This window comes from Butyrivibrio sp. DSM 10294 (genome assembly GCF_028539135.1).
Taxonomy (GTDB): domain Bacteria; phylum Bacillota; class Clostridia; order Lachnospirales; family Lachnospiraceae; genus Butyrivibrio.
The window spans coordinates 159,655-173,677 of record NZ_JANSWL010000072.1 but is presented as its reverse complement, the minus strand read 5'-3'; the positions used below and the strand labels follow the sequence as shown (position 1 = coordinate 173,677).

The 14,023-nt window shown below is 43.4% G+C and carries 9 protein-coding genes; 8 read left to right on the top strand and 1 reads right to left on the bottom strand.

Translation table 11 applies throughout. From position 1 onward, the window contains the following. Positions 1-53: 53 nt before the first annotated feature. The 5 genes from NXH67_RS08165 (at position 54) to rsgA (ending at position 5,231) form a co-directional block, all read left to right on the top strand. Complete coding sequence (locus NXH67_RS08165; RefSeq protein WP_272797052.1) at positions 54-1,079, top strand: ORF6N domain-containing protein; 1,026 nt, start codon at positions 54-56, stop codon at positions 1,077-1,079. A 232-nt stretch (positions 1,080-1,311) separates the two neighbouring features. Continuing rightward, positions 1,312-2,148, top strand: a complete 837-nt coding sequence (locus tag NXH67_RS08160) for an AraC family transcriptional regulator (protein ID WP_272797051.1) — start codon at positions 1,312-1,314, stop codon at positions 2,146-2,148. A gap of 34 nt (positions 2,149-2,182) precedes the next feature. Beyond that, positions 2,183-3,238 carry a DUF3795 domain-containing protein gene (locus tag NXH67_RS18305; protein ID WP_330676645.1) on the top strand — a complete coding sequence of 352 codons (1,056 nt, stop codon included), beginning with the start codon at positions 2,183-2,185 and terminating at the stop codon, positions 3,236-3,238. A gap of 12 nt (positions 3,239-3,250) precedes the next feature. Continuing rightward, on the top strand, positions 3,251-3,901 hold the full coding sequence (locus tag NXH67_RS08150; RefSeq protein ID WP_272797050.1) for a CatA-like O-acetyltransferase, family 3: 651 nt from the start codon (positions 3,251-3,253) through the stop codon (positions 3,899-3,901). Positions 3,902-4,253: 352 nt separating this feature from the next. After that, positions 4,254-5,231, top strand: coding sequence for a ribosome small subunit-dependent GTPase A (gene rsgA / locus NXH67_RS08145; protein ID WP_272797049.1), 978 nt, complete (start codon positions 4,254-4,256; stop codon positions 5,229-5,231). Positions 5,232-5,286: 55 nt separating this feature from the next. Here rsgA and NXH67_RS08140 read toward each other — a convergent pair whose 3' ends face one another. Then, entirely contained in the window at positions 5,287-7,848 is a 2,562-nt protein-coding gene (locus NXH67_RS08140; protein WP_272797048.1) for a GGDEF domain-containing protein, read from the bottom strand. A 234-nt stretch (positions 7,849-8,082) separates the two neighbouring features. On the opposite strand from NXH67_RS08140, the gene NXH67_RS08135 reads away from it, so the two are divergent. From NXH67_RS08135 to NXH67_RS08125, 3 genes are all read left to right on the top strand, one after another. Further along, positions 8,083-9,642, top strand: coding sequence for an ion channel (locus tag NXH67_RS08135; RefSeq protein ID WP_272797047.1), 1,560 nt, complete (start codon positions 8,083-8,085; stop codon positions 9,640-9,642). Between the two features lie 100 nt (positions 9,643-9,742). Beyond that, a complete protein-coding gene (locus tag NXH67_RS08130; protein WP_272797046.1) occupies positions 9,743-12,151 on the top strand; it encodes a toll/interleukin-1 receptor domain-containing protein in 2,409 nt (802 codons plus the stop codon). Between the two features lie 34 nt (positions 12,152-12,185). Beyond that, positions 12,186-14,018 carry a hypothetical protein gene (locus NXH67_RS08125; RefSeq protein WP_022778803.1) on the top strand — a complete coding sequence of 611 codons (1,833 nt, stop codon included), beginning with the start codon at positions 12,186-12,188 and terminating at the stop codon, positions 14,016-14,018. Positions 14,019-14,023: the final 5 nt, after the last annotated feature.

Genomic DNA, 14,023 nt, shown 5'->3' with positions numbered 1-14,023 from the left:
GAAGTCACAATTTGTGACTTCAAAAAAAGAAAATGCAAAGGAATATAGTGTTTATGGAAAATACAACAGGATTACTCACAGTTGAGTCTATTAGAAACTGTGTATATACGATTCGCGGACAGCAGGTGATGCTGGATTATGATTTGGCTTCAATATATGGATATGAGGTTAAAAGATTAAATGAGCAGGTTAAACGAAATATAAACAGATTCCCAGAGGATTTTATGTTTCAATTAACAATGGATGAAGTTGATTTGGTGAAGTCGCATTTTGCGACTTCATCACAAGAGAACTTGAAGTCGCAAAATGCGACTTCAAGTTGGGGCGGTAAAAGAAAACTTCCTTATGCTTTTACTGAGCAGGGAATATATATGCTTGCTACTGTTCTTAGAGGAGAATTGGCAGAGCAACAGAGTATTTTCATTATGCGTGCTTTTAAGGAAATGCGTCATTACATCCGACAGAATCAGCAGTTCGTTACCCAGTCTGAAATGAGCATGGTCACTGCTAAAGTTTCGGAGCTTTCAGTGCAAATGGCAGGAGCAATTGATCATCAGAAGAAAACGGATAAGGCAATTGAAGATATTCAGAAGAGTATTGATACCCTGAATGAAAATTTTGTTTCGGATAAGGATTTTAAGAATTTTATAATCTATAAAGGTCAGAAGTTTGAAGCTGATGCGGCTTACATAGATATCTATCAGCAGGCAGCAAAATCAATTTATGTTGTTGACGATTATATGAATACGAAGTCTTTACAGTTATTATCGCAGAAAAATCCAGGGGTTGAGGTTATTCTTTTTACAGAAAATGGACACGGTAAGCGAGGCTTTCTTACAACATCAGTGGTTAATGATTTTCTAAACCAATATCCACCGCTTCGAATTAAGGCTAATCCTGATTGTCATGATAGGCTTATTGTACTCGATTATGGATTATCAACAGAGCAAGCATACCATTGTGGAGCATCCAGTAAGGATGCAGGACGAAAACTCTGTGCTATTAACAAGGTAGAATCAGTACAAATGGTTCGCCCGGTTATTGATGCTTTGCTAAAACTTCCGGATAAAAATATCTAAAGGAGATGATATAATTGGGAAAAGAAAAACCAAAAGTATATCTATTTACTCGTGTTTCCACATCTATGCAGATAGATGGTTATTCTTTGGAGGCACAGAAAATGTGGAACAATCAGAAGAAAGCTCATCGCCTCCATTACCACCGCCAAGAAAAATGACAAAACAAAGCAACCAAGGACAGGATTGCAATCTATTACCGCCTTAAAATCTTAAGTGAAAGGAGGGATACCAAATGGATTGGGTAAGGACCATAAACGATGCAATAGAATACATGGAAGAGAATCTGACAGAGGATATAACCCTGGCGGATATATCCAAGGCAGTTAATCTTTCAGCGTTCCATTTCCAGCGAGCTTTCACGCTGCTGACAGGAATGTCTCCGGCGGAATATCTGAGAAAAAGACGATTGTCTCAGGCCGCATCGGAGCTGGTAAAGGGAGATGGGAAAGTTATTGATATTGCACTTAAGTTTGGATTCAATTCGCCGGAGAGCTTTACCAAGGCTTTTACAAGGTTTCACGGTGTGTCGCCTGCGCAGGCCAAAAAAGGAGAGCCTATCCAGTTCATGAGCAGGTATACCGTCCAGATCACGATTAAAGGAGGCAGTATCATGGAATACAAGATTGAGAAATGGGAAGAGATGGATCTTCTCGTACATGCTAAGCTGTTTAATGCCGAAACCAGTGAAACGGAGATACCGAAGTTCTGGGATGAGTACTATTCCAATGAGGAGTACAGAAAGATTCCGGGGTATCTGGGGGTATGCGCTCAGGCGAAAAGCGGAAGCGATGAGTTTAAGTACGGCATTGGCTGCAAGGCATCGGATGTAGATGGCGTGCCTGAAGGCTTTGAAGTTATCCATATTCCCGAATATGACTGGGCAGTATTTAAATGTGTCGGTCCGTCCCCCAATGCAATACAGGATATGTGGGAGCGTATCTACAAGGAATGGCTTCCGGTGTCTGAGTACGAGCTGATCCCTGATGTAGACATCGAGAACTATCTCCCGGGAGACCCCTCAGCAGCTGATTATGTCAGCGAGATCTGCATTCCGGTAAAAAAGAGGTAACAGGTAAGCGAAGCTTCAGGAGGTGATCTGCGTTATGGACAAAGAATGGTCGGAGAAGAATAAAGAGGTGCAACGCCTTTTATCCAAAGAGGCGACTTTTGATGAAGCTACCAAGAAACTAATCGCATTCAGAGATGAGATGTTCCAGCAGGTCACCTGGATCGTAGAAGGCTACCCTGAGGAGGCTTTTTATCAGATGCCATTTCCCGGCGTCGACGGATATCATAGCAAGACGCTGGCCTATTCTATATGGCATATTTTCAGGATTGAAGATATCGTTGCCCATGAGATGATCGCGCAAGATGAGCAGATTCTGTTTAGGGAAGGTTTCCTGGAAAAAACGAGCTCTCCCATCATTACAACCGGGAATGAACTTGTGGGAGAAGAGATTGCTGAGTTTTCAAAGAAACTGAATGTCGAGCAGCTCTATCTGTATGCGAAGGCTGTAAAGGAAGCAAGCGATGAGCTTCTCAAAGGTCTCAATTATAAGGACTTAAAAAGAAAGTTTGAAGGCGAGACAAAGACTCAGCTTATAAAGAGCAAATGTGTCAGTGAAGATGAGAACGCATTCTGGCTTATCGACTATTGGTGTGGCAAGGATATAAAGGGCCTCATACAGATGCCTTTTTCCCGCCACTGGATCATGCATATAGAGGCCATGAGGCGCATAAAAGATAAACTATGCAAGAACGCCAGAAAAGGTGTCGACCTTGTGGCAATATGCGGCTTGTCATGCAATCATTGTTTCCTGGGTGAATGGTGCGGAGGCTGTAGGACAAGCTATAATGTTTGTTCTTTTGCTACATGTTCTGAAGGCAGGATCTGTCCAAATGTAAAATGTTGTAAAGAAAAAGGGATTGATGGCTGCTACGAATGTAGCGAAATTGAGACCTGTAATAAAGGCTTTTTTGTGCCTTCAAATGATGGCGCAAACGCTGCCAAAGCTCAGTCCTTATATATCAGGAAATATGGTAAAAAGGAATTCCTGAAAGTCCAGACCAGACTACATGAGAAATATGATTTCCAGAAGACCCAGGAAATTCTCGGACAGGACTACCAAAAAGCTTTTGAAATACTGGAAAAGAACTGAAAGAAGGGTGAAATGAACTATAAGGTTGTGAACAAAAAAGAATACTACAGAAGCGGCGTTTTTCGCCATTTTACTGAGGATTGCAAGTGCTCTACTTCCATGACAGCGAGGATAGATGTAACGGATCTGGTGAAGTATTCCAAAGAGAAGGGGACTAAGTTTTACATCAATTTTCTGTATATTCTGTCCAAGGTACTTAACTCAAGAGATGACTATAGGATGGGGTATCTCTGGGAGACAGATGAGCTGATCTGCTATGACAGTATCAACCCGATACAGTATGTCTTTCATGAGGATACAGAGACCTGTACTCCGGTTTATACGGTTTATTCAGAAGACTACGACGAGTTCTACAGGAATGCGGTGAAGGATGTGGAGAATGCCAAGAAGACCAGAGAGTATGGCCTTGATTCTAAGAATCATCCGAACTGGTTTGACGCATCCTATATTTCCTGGCTGTCCTATGATTCGTTGAATATTGAGCTGCCGGATGGTTATCTTTATTTTCCTCCGATCATCAACTGGGGAAAATACCGAGAGGAAAACGGAAGACTCATGATGCCGGTGACGGTGCGCCTTAATCATGCCATAGCAGACGGTTTTCTTGTGGCCAATGTATACAGACTGCTGGAGAAGGAAATGGCAGCCTTTTGCAATACCTGACCTCCAGCATTGAAGGAAAGCGATAGTTTAGTTAATAAACAATTGCATTTACGTTTTATCGGTGATAGAATCATCATTGTAGTAAAAATACTAAAGAAAGCGAGGAAATCATAATAATGAGTGTAAAGTACATAACAGACATTGCAACTTCATATTGTATGAGGACCTCGGTTTATGCCTTTTAACAGTTTTTATCAGGCTTATATATTTATGAATTTACAACCGTGGCTTCTTTAGCTACGGTTTTTCTATTTTACACTCAGTGCCATTTCAGGCAAATTTCCATGACCGGGTCTCCATACTATGCGCAAGTAACTTAACCTGACTAATGAAAATATAAGGAGACAAAGAATTGAATAATACAATAATTGGAAGAATTTCAGAGATCAACAAGAACAGCTACAAAATCAGATACCAGGAACAGGAGCTTCCGGCGAAGTTAAAAGGCAGTTTCTACGAAGAGGATGCGGACAAGCTCCCGGTTGTGGGAGATTATGTTACATTTTTGTATAACAGCCGGGGCGATTCCACCATCCTTTCGGTATGTGAGAGAAAGAGCTTCCTGCAAAGGCCCGATCAGGCTAAGACCGGGGTAATGCAGTACATGGTGGCTAACGTGGATTACACTTTTATAGTCACATCCCTTAATGAGGACTACAGCTACAACAGGATTGCCAGATATGTGAGCGTCGTTCTTCAGGGGAAATCCACACCGGTTGTGGTGCTGACCAAATCAGACCTTTGCAGCAACTATGGCAGGTACATAAGAGAAGTGGAGAGTATATCCGATAAGGTGAGAGTTCATGCAATTTCTGCGCTATATGGAATTGGCGTGGATGAATTGCAGGAGTATATTAGGCCCGGCGTCACTATTTGCCTCATGGGCTCATCAGGCGCAGGAAAGTCAACGCTGTTAAATGCCTTTGCCGGGGAAGAGATAATGAGAACCTCTGCGGTAAGAGAATCCGATTCCACAGGAAAACACACCACCACCCACAGGCAGCTCATCGAGCTTCCAAACGGCGTATCTATCATCGATACTCCCGGTATGAGAGAGCTGGGAATGGCGGCCACAGAGCAGGGAATCGACAACACTTTTTCAGACATCCTGGAACTTGAGAGGTGCTGCAGATTCAGTGACTGCAAGCACGATACAGAGCCTGGCTGTGCTATAAAAGCGGCAATAGAAAACGGAGAATTGTCCGCTGAACGTTACATACTATACAAATCCCTTAGTGCAGAAAATACCAGAAACTATGCCAGGAAGAAAGAAATATCCAAGTGGGCCAAGGCGGCTAAGAAGTTCAAAAGAGAAAATATTCAGATTTGATGATAAGGTCATGACAGAATAGAAGATAAGGCAGCGTAGATGCCATGAAAGGCATTTACAGCTGCTTCATCTTCTTTTTCTTTTCATACATACAGGTATCGGCCTGATTGAATACATCATTGAAGGAAAGACCTTTAGAACTGCGGGCTGTGCCTGCTGCAATGGTTACTTTACCGCTGACCTTGTTTTCGTTATTTTTCATGTCTATGACACCCATGAGGAAATCGAGTTTTTCATAGTCCGTGCCCTTGGCAATGGCCACGAATTCATCTCCTCCTATGCGGTATACGGGACTGTGAGCAAAGGTCTTGCAGATGATCTTACAGCCTTCCTTTATGAATTCATCGCCTTTTTTATGGCCATAAGTATCGTTTACAAACTTAAGGTTATTCAGATCAAAAACAACTATTGCATATTCGAGAGCTTCACCGGAGGCAATTTGCGAAGAAAACTCTTCTTCTGCCAAGGCATAGGCATGCTTATTCTTTACTCCGGTAAGGGAGTCCTTAAGGGCAATATTTTCTACAGCGGACAGAGTCTCTGCATATTTCTCGTCCCTTCTCTTTTGAGCATCAATATTTACGATACCGACTATCAGCTTGGGCTCGCCATTTTCAGATATTATTACGGCTTTGAACATGAAGTAAGTAGGCTTGTTATCCACAAGTAATCTGTAGGTATATTCAAAGACACCATCATCTGAGATTTTTTTGATTATTGTCTCTTTGTTTATGACCTTTAAGAAGCCCTCCAGATCTTCTTCGTAAATCAGATCTTTGATTCGGCGTCTCGTTTCATTGAAGAAATCTTCTTCCTTTTCTTTGAAACCGATATAGCTCTCGCCTTCGCCGGTTTTATAAGCAGAGTAAGAATCATTATCGATATTTACTGTGTAAACGGCATAGATATTACCGGCAAGGGCGGCCATTCTTGAATAGGACACCTTCTCCTTCTGAATTGCCAGAAAGGCTTCCTGCTGTTTCATCTGATCATCGACACTGTTTACACCAATGATCAGGTGGTTGCTATTGCTTCGGTCTCTTACTGCTTTTAGATTTACATAACGTATTCCGAATTTGTCTTCTAATCTGTAGGTTATGGAAAAGCTGCCCTGTTCGTCTATGGCTCTTAAAATGTTTTCCTTGGTGCAGATTTCCTTAAACATTTGTCTGTCTTCATGATAAGTCCGTTTACTGACGTCGTTTCCGGCATCATAGAAGAAATCATCGCCTCTTTTTTCAACAGTTACATCGCGATTTGCACCATCAGAATGATATTCTACATAGTTATTTGTTCTGATATCTACAAAGAACATGGCCACGTAATCAGCTGACAGCGCGCGGACAATATAATTAAAGGATAGAGAATCGGTGATCGCGTTAGATTCTTCAATAGAAATGATGGCTGTTAAGACCGCATTCTTGTCCGAAACCGGGTTGTGTGCGATTTTTTGCAGCATGATATGAGCAGTTTTTCCGGTAGGGGTTCTATCATCAATAACCATGGGAGCATCGATGGATATGCACTGTTTGATCGAATTAAGGGCGTAAATTCCGGGTTTGTTCTCATGATTTTTGATTGATATAGTTGACTTGGAACTGTCGAAATGAAAATCATCCCGGAGAAATCTCGTAAAGTCCTTGTTGGAACGCAAAATAGTAAGCTCATCACCGTCAACTTCGATGATGGCGATCGGTATTGTGTTATGATAATTACCAAGAACCTCGCTGTTTACATCGGTAATGGATAACTCGTGTATACTCATCCTGTCTACAGCATTATAATAGGGTTCCTCCTCTGTGCGCTCTAATAACAGGAAATTCTGTTTATCTGCTGATAATTCAAAGAGGCTTGCTACGGAAACCGGTCTGCTGAAGTAATAGCCCTGGAGTTTAGCACAACCGATCTCGCTTAAAAAATCTGCCTGCGCCTTAGTCTCTACGCCTTTAACGATGGTATCAAGACCAAGCTTGGAGGACATCTTTGTCAGCTCGGATAAAACGGTTTGGGCGATGGGATTATCAGGGATCTGTCTGGTCAGCGCCATGTCCAGCTTGACAGTATCAAATCTGATCTTGCCAGACAAAAGAAGCGCGATCGAATTGTAGCAGAAATCGTCCAGCTCAAATCTGTAGCCCAGCTTATGGAGGCATTCCAACTGTGGATGAGTCTTCGTGTTTTCAGTTAAAACAGAGCTTTCTGAGATCTCAAAAGCAATTCTGTCTTTGGGGATATCAAAAGAAGTGACCAGGTCATCAATTTTGTCTATGATATCTTCCTGCTGAAAATCCAGGAGCGAAAAATTGATGGAATTTCTTACAAGATCCATCCCCATTTCACGCTGTTTATGCATCTTCTCCAGAACTTTTTGCAGTATATACAGGTCAAGGAATTCAATTTTATCAGCTGCTTCAAGCACGGGAACAAATTCGGAGGGGTTAAGTACTCCCAGGACAGGATCGTCCCACCTTGCCAGCGTCTCTTCCTCACTTACTTTGCCGTTGGACGAGCGAACTACAGGCTGGGTATATATTTCAATCCATCCTTCACTAATCGCCCGATCAAGGTTATTTATCAAATATTCGGTTTTGCCCTCCGGTAAAATGGCAGTACTCATAGTTACAAATCCTCTGATCATTGCATGAAAATATCAGGTCACAATAGTTAACCATCATAATTATTCTAGCACTATCAGAAATCTAATTATCGATATTTAGATAATTTTTATGAAGTATAATGTTTATTAAGATATGGGCGGGATACAAAAAGGTTTGCAGAGAAACAGGACATTTTGATATGCTTAAGTATAGATGTGGTACAGGATCACTTGAAGTCTTCGGGGGACAAATGTATGAAGAAAAAACTTGGCTACATAGGTGTTATATGTCTGATAATGCTGGTACTCTGCGGCCTCCTATACATGGTAGAGGCAAGAGCCGGTGGCTCTTCCATAACCAGCATAGGCGATGCGCTGTGGTATATGATAGTGACTCTTACCACTGTCGGATACGGAGATCTGTATCCTGTGACATTATGGGGCAAGATCATCGGTATTATATTCATACTGTCAAGCATGGGGCTGATGGGCTTTTTGCTGGCGACTATCATCAGTACCTTCAATTCCGACGGCATCAAACTTTGGAGGCTTAAAAGGCACAGAAATGAGAACTGGTATGTGTTTTCGGAGATAAATGAAAAAACGAGCTTTCTCATAAGTGACATTAAGAGCCATGGCAAAGGAATCTTCATATGCCTCGGGGAAATCAATGACTTCACTCCCTCAGGTGTACTGCCTATCGACTGTTCCTTCGAAAAGATCATCAGTTTAAAAGGTGATAAATCAAGGCTGCATCTCTTTTTTATGAGGGACTGTGACAATGATTATGAGAACTATTCAGAGTATTATGATCAGTGCAACAGATACCTTAGGGACAATATTTTACCCTTCCACTGCTACTGCCTCACGGAGTATGTTCCGGAGATAATTCCCGTTAATCTGGTATGCTTTAGCAAATATGAGAATATCAGCAGGCTCTACTGGAACGCCTATCCTTTGAGAGCCGATCTTGGACATGACGAAAGGATAGTGATCATCGGTGATGGAGAGTACAGCAGCAGTATCCTTGAGCATGCCTTGAAGAGAAATGTTTATAAGGTTACGCAGAGCGTTGAATATCATCTGTTCGGAGACTTTAATACCTTCAGGACAGAGCACTACTACCTTGGCGATTATTTTTCCATCGATAAAAAGAGCGAAACGGTGGACAGCATAATCTATCATCAGGCCTCCTGGATGGAAGACAGAGAGACAATTGAAAATGCCGACAGAATCATTATCTGCGACTTCGATGAAAGCGTTAATCTCACTGTCCTTAGCAGGCTCCGCAAATATTATGCGATCAGAAATAAGGACCAGCAGTTCCATGTTCTGTATTCCAGAAAGATCAATGACTCAGGAGTGACCACCTTTGGCTCAATAGAGGATATCTATACAGAAGAGTTCGTCCTTAAGGAAAAAATGAGCCGTGTTGCCATCGGTATGCATGAGACCTACAGAAAGGATAACGCAGCAGCCCCTGACTGGAACCATCTGTCAGCCTTCAAGAGGCAGTCAAACCAGGAAGTTGCGGATCACATGCCTGTCAAGCTTGGAATTCTTAAGGCTGCGACGTCCGGGGAAGCCTATGCCGCTTACAAGGCGCTGACCGATGAGCAGAAGCTTACGCTGTGGCATCTGGAGCATGAGAGATGGACTCGTTTTCATATCGTTAATAACTGGCACTACGCCGCTGTGCGGAATGATTCAGCGAGAGAGCATAACCTGCTGGTTCCCTTTGACGATCTTCCTTACGAAGAACAGGCCAAGGATGCCTATTCCTGGGAACTTCTGTCGAAGATAGATAATTTATAAAATTGTTTTAATTGTACATAAAAAACAGTATAATTGTATCATGATAAATCGTAAACATGGTCTTGAGCGAACACGCGCATAAGCGCCCGGGGTGACCAATATGTCAGGAGGAAACGATCTTCATTATGATGCATTTATAAGCTACAGGCACAATGAGTTTGACAGCTTTGTGGCTGAAAATCTCCATAAAAAGCTGGAGAGCTTCAAACTCCCTAAGTCTGTGCTTCCTAAGGTAGCAAGCGGAAAGAAAAAGATAGAGCGGGTCTTTCGCGACGTGGACGAGCTTCCTCTTACGGACAATCTTTCCGACCCTATCAGCAAGGCGCTTCTTAACTCGGACTTTCTCATAACCATCTGTACGCCCAGATATCCTGAGTCCAGATGGTGTATGAAGGAGATCGAGGTCTTTTTGCAGACCCATCCAAGGGACCACATTCTGGTTGTGCTGGCTGAGGATGAGCCGGTCAATTCTTTTCCCGAGATTCTGTGTTATGAGGACATAGAGACTACAACAGAAAACGGCGAGACCATTATAACAAGGCGCGAACTGGAGCCGCTTGCGGCAGATACCAGGGGCGGCACCAAAAAAGAGGTCCTGAAGGCCATGGATATTGCAGTGATCAAGCTCTGCGCCGCAATGTTCGGGCTTAATTATGATGACCTTAAGCAAAGGCACAGAGAGCAGAGAATGCGAAGGCTGGCGACTATCTTTGGCAGTATCGGAGCGGCTGTCCTGGCATTTGCTATTTTTGCAACCGTAATGCTGATCAAGATCAGCGCTCAGAATGTGACCATTAACAAGCAGTACAGTGAGCTTCAGGACAGTTTTGCCTCATCCATGGCTGCAGCCTCAGGAAATCTTATGAAGGCCGGAAGGAGAAAGGATGCTGTCTATGCTGTCAGGAGCGTTCTTCCTGATGATGAAGAGGAAGGATATAACGCAGATGCGCTTAAGGCACTGTATGAATCCATGGATGTATACAAGATGTCAGGAGGTCATGAGCCTGTCTGCGCCTACGATGCGGGATCTATGCTGTACAATTTCTATGTATCAGGAGACGGCAAATATGTGCTGCTAAATGAGGACAAGGTCGCCTATGTGTGCGATGCGGAGACGGGAAGTGTTCTTCATACCATCGTAAGTGACAATGGCTGGATCCAGTCTGCATTCTGCGGTGAAGAAGGTGTGCTCTGGGGTAACGGTGAAAACTGTTATTACTATTCTTTTGAGACAAAAGAGAGTACCCCGGTGGAGGTCCCCGCAGATGCAAGCTTTTTCGTGGTTGATGATGGGACAATGGTGCTTATAGACAGTTTCGACAACATTCTCTACGCTGTGGGAGACGGTGGACAGATTCTTTTCAAATTCGACCACAGCGATGTTTTCGAAGAATTTGTAAGTATCCGGGAGGCATGGCTGTCAGGGAATGTGCTTACCTGCTGCTTTTCCGAAATGGAAGAGAACTACTTCCTGGTCAAGATAAATACAACAGATGGTAAAATGCTTGATCTGTATAAAGGGGAATCCTTCCGGGAGCCTGTGGTATACCTTGGAGATGATGTATTGTATGTTGCCGCCGGAAGATACGAGGGTGAACTTCTTAGCTGCGACATTACCTTAATGGATCCGGAATCCAAAAAGGAGAAGTGGAAGACAACCCTTGAAGACTTTGAGGTTATCTACGGTTTTTTCAGGATATCCGATAAATACCTGTATATATGCGGCAAGACGGAAGTGGCAATTCTTGAACCAAAAACAGGCGAGCTTGTTAAGAGATACTATGCACCGGGGAACATTTTCGAAGCCTGGATAGAAGATGGTCAACTGTATTATCTGACCGGTGGAAGCAAAGTCTTTAGCTGCAGCGAGTACAATCAGGCAGATGCAACCGAGGTGTTCTTTAAGACGGTTCCCAGTCTGGCAGTCAGCGACGTGACTTACAAGAACGGTGATCTCTATTGTGTTTTCAATAGCGAGAGCTATGTGACCCGTTATTCCGATAAGACAAGTACTCTGGCAGCGCGCTATGACGGTGATTTTGATACGGAGATGATGCAGTCCTATCTTCCGGAGGAGGTCTTCACAGACAGCGAGAAATTTGATGTAAATCAGAGACTTGTTGATTTTATTTATTACTCTGAGGACAAAAAGTATATTATGACGGCTCTTAGTAACCACACCGCCTGCATTTACGATGCTGAAACGGGAGAAAAAGTCAGCTCCTTTGCCACTTCCGAGGATAACTTCTATTCATTTGGGCTTAGTGATCTTACCGGAAGCTACGTACTAAGAGGAGAGAAGATATATATTTTTGACAAGGATATGCGCATAGTATGTGAGATAGGTTCTGTGTTCGGTGAAACAAACGAAGGGATTATAGTATACGACAACGAGGGTGAATATCTGCTTCCTTTTGTGGACTACAAGGGGATATGCAAAATGGCCGATGAGTACCTGGCGGATTATGCTCCGCCGGGGGCCATCAAGCAGAAATACGGACTTAAGTAACGGTGACCTTAAGATAAACGAGAGGTAAAAGAGTATGAGTAACGTGATAATTATTCTGATCGCAGCAGCAGTGTTTCTGACCCTTATCATATGGTTTACGGTTGATACTGAGCATGTAAAAAAATGGACAGGTATCTCCTTTCTGGTGGCCATCGCAGGAGGACTTGTCATCTATGGAAATATAGATGCTTCCCAGTTTAGTGAGCTGCCCCCAATTGCGGTTCTGAGGACCGTTGTTCATGTCAGCAGGATGTTTGGAAATGCCGGTGACAGCGCCCATGACTCCTTTGTAAAGGTGGTGGGGCAGAACATTTTCACATCATGCTTTTACTGGATCGTGCACTTTTTTGCCTATTATTCGGTAATAAGCGCTTTAATTCTGGTTATAGGTAAAGACATACTTAAGAGCTTTCGTACCTGGCTTCTTAGATTCAGGGATATAGAGATCATCTATGGGATTGATGATAATACCTTAAGGCTTGGCGAGGCGCTGTGCAAGGAAGGACGTGTCGCACTGGTATTTGTGGGCGGCGGAAGTGTCCCCGACAGTTATCTGAACCGTACCGGAGCACTTGTCTACTCGGATCCTGATGCTATGCAGCCAAGCGATAAGTTCATAAAAAGGCTGGCTCTCAAAGACGGCAAAAGAAGGATAAGAGTCAGCGTCCTATCCGGGGATTATGAAAAGAATTATTCCTACGCCCATAAGATGATGAACTGCCTTAAGAGAGCAAATATCCAGCCTGAAAACACTGAGCTTGTGATGTTTGCAAGAGCCTCAAGTATCGGAAATGAACTGCTGGCACTGGGAACAGACTACGGGTATGGTAAGGTCAAGGCTTTTGAGCAGACAGAACTCACCGCCAGGCTCCTGACGTGGAAGTATCCAATTGCTGATGTGATGAGCTTTGACGACAAGGGGAGAGCTACGAAGGACATTGATGTTCTTATGGTGGGCTTTGGTGGCATCGGTCAGGAGATCCTTCGCAAGTTAGTTCCGGTTGCGCAGTTCGAGGGAAGTTCTCTTCATGTTCATATTTTTGATTCCTGTTATGAAAAGGTAAACGGATTCTTTTCCTCAAGATATCCGGGACTTCTGGAAAACTATGATATTAAGTTTGAAGCAGCAGATGCAAGAAGCATAAGGTTCGCTGATTATGTTAAGGAAAAAGCCAATCGATTAAGTCTTATAACGGTGGAGGTGGGAAATGAGAGCCTTGGACAGGAGATTACCTACGGAATCATGGATATTCTCTCGGACAATGGGGCAACGCTACCCATTTATCAGTGTTATGACGACAAGATCATCCGCAATAAGAAGGGTGAGGACTGCGTAACCACCAGCGTTTTTGACAAGGAGATCATGTATGGCAGGAGCCTTGATGCTCTGGCCAAGGAAATAAATCATTATTACTGCAAAGAAGGAGACCCTGAGGAACAGTGGAAGAGCTGTGATTACTTCAGCCGCATGAGCTGCTGTGCCAGCGCGGATTATCTCTCAGGACTTATCAGACGTCTGGGCCTTGCTAAGACGCCTGCAGACAGTATCGGAGGTGAGCTTCTGGAGAATCTGGCAAGGTGCGAGCATCTTAGATGGATGGGCTTCCATTATGCAATCGGATATCAGCCGATGACCGATGATGAGCGCAGTGAGAGGGCAGAACTGTACAAGAAGGATCCTTCTATCAATCTTACCAAGGATGTAGTTAAACGGCGTCATGCCTGCCTTATCCCCTGGGATAAGATAGATGCCCTTTCCGAATTTGAGACGAATCTTACAGGCAAGAAGCATGATTACAAGCAGGTGGACAGAGATAACGTCAAGGCGGTATGCGGCATTATCAATAAGACTGAGGTAACTGAATAATATGA

Coding starts and splice junctions, on each gene's coding strand:
- NXH67_RS08135 (WP_272797047.1), top strand. CDS start 8,083: ATGAAGAAAAAACTTGGCTACATAGGTGTTATATGTCTGATAATGCTG.
- NXH67_RS08130 (WP_272797046.1), top strand. CDS start 9,743: ATGTCAGGAGGAAACGATCTTCATTATGATGCATTTATAAGCTACAGG.
- NXH67_RS08165 (WP_272797052.1), top strand. CDS start 54: ATGGAAAATACAACAGGATTACTCACAGTTGAGTCTATTAGAAACTGT.
- NXH67_RS08160 (WP_272797051.1), top strand. CDS start 1,312: ATGGATTGGGTAAGGACCATAAACGATGCAATAGAATACATGGAAGAG.
- NXH67_RS08150 (WP_272797050.1), top strand. CDS start 3,251: ATGAACTATAAGGTTGTGAACAAAAAAGAATACTACAGAAGCGGCGTT.
- NXH67_RS08140 (WP_272797048.1), bottom strand. CDS start 7,848: ATGAGTACTGCCATTTTACCGGAGGGCAAAACCGAATATTTGATAAAT.
- NXH67_RS18305 (WP_330676645.1), top strand. CDS start 2,183: ATGGACAAAGAATGGTCGGAGAAGAATAAAGAGGTGCAACGCCTTTTA.
- NXH67_RS08125 (WP_022778803.1), top strand. CDS start 12,186: ATGAGTAACGTGATAATTATTCTGATCGCAGCAGCAGTGTTTCTGACC.